At 73.5% G+C, this 1,060-nt stretch carries 1 protein-coding gene; it reads left to right on the top strand.

Going from position 1 to position 1,060, the window contains the following annotated elements; translation table 11 throughout:
• The first annotated feature begins 275 nt into the window (after positions 1-275).
• Positions 276-968, top strand: a complete 693-nt coding sequence (locus ABD317_RS37190) for a TetR/AcrR family transcriptional regulator (RefSeq protein WP_344296530.1) — start codon at positions 276-278, stop codon at positions 966-968.
• Positions 969-1,060 lie beyond the last annotated feature (92 nt).

Below are 1,060 nucleotides of genomic sequence, written 5' to 3'. Positions count from 1 at the left end.
CCGCCGCGGCGCCGCCCCGGGCGGCGAGCGCGGCGGCGGTCGCACCGCCGGCCCTGAGGACGCTGCGGCGGCTCTGGCCTTCGGCCGGGACTTCTTCGTTCTCGGACATGCGTCTGGGTCTCCTCGCGGGTACGTGACGTCTGGCCATCGGGTGTCCTCAGCGAGTGCACACACCGACAACCACAACACGTTGCCGCCGATAACACAACACCGCTAACAAGATTTCGTTATCAGTGCTGGTGGCGATGGTCCAGGCACACTGTTACCGTTGGTACATGGGGCGAGATTCCACCCGCGAGAAGATCATCACGGCGGGTTCCCGCCTGCTTGCCGACGGCGGGCGCGAGGCGGTGTCGACGCGGGCGGTGTGCGCCGCCTCGGGCGTGCAGTCCCCCACGCTCTACCGGCTCTTCGGAGACAAGAACGGGCTGCTCGACGCGATCGCCGCGCACGTCTTCGAGAGCTATCTGGCCGACAAGGCGGCCCTGCCCGAGACCGGCGACCCCGTCGACGACCTGCGGCGCGGCTGGGACCTGCACGTCGGCTTCGGCGTGGCCAACCCCGCCTGCTACTCGCTGATCTACGGCACGGACCGGCCGGGCGCCGAGTCGCCCGCCGCCCGGCGCGCCGCCGCGGAGCTGGCCAAGCGGATCAGGCGCATCGCCGAGGCCGGCCGTCTGCGGGTCGGCGAGGAACACGCCGCACACCTGGTCCACGCCGCGGGGTGCGGCATGACGTTCACGCTCATCTCGCTGCCGGAGTCCGAACGCGACCCGGCGCTCTCCCGCGCGGCCCGCGAGTCGGCCATCGCCGCGGTCACCACCGACGGGCCCGGCACCGCGGACACCGGTCCGACCGGCCTCGCGGTGGCGCTGCGGGCCCTGGCGCCGCAGCTGACCGCCCTCACCGGCGCCGAGCGCGCCCTGCTGGCCGAGTGGATGGACCGCCTCGCCGCAGCCGGCCGGTGAGAAGCCATCCGTAAACCCCCGTCGTCCGCCCGGAGGGCGGGCGGCGCTGGGGGCACCGCCCACGCCCTCCGGGCGTAGGGGGAGTCTGGTGC

It is taken from the genome of Streptomyces synnematoformans (assembly GCF_039531005.1).
Classification (GTDB): domain Bacteria; phylum Actinomycetota; class Actinomycetes; order Streptomycetales; family Streptomycetaceae; genus Streptomyces; species Streptomyces synnematoformans.
The sequence above is the reverse complement of the archived record's forward strand: the minus strand, read 5'-3'. Positions and strand labels throughout refer to the sequence as shown.

Excerpts from the sequence above, each read along its gene's own strand:
- ABD317_RS37190 (WP_344296530.1), top strand. The coding sequence starts at position 276 with ATGGGGCGAGATTCCACCCGCGAGAAGATCATCACGGCGGGTTCCCGC.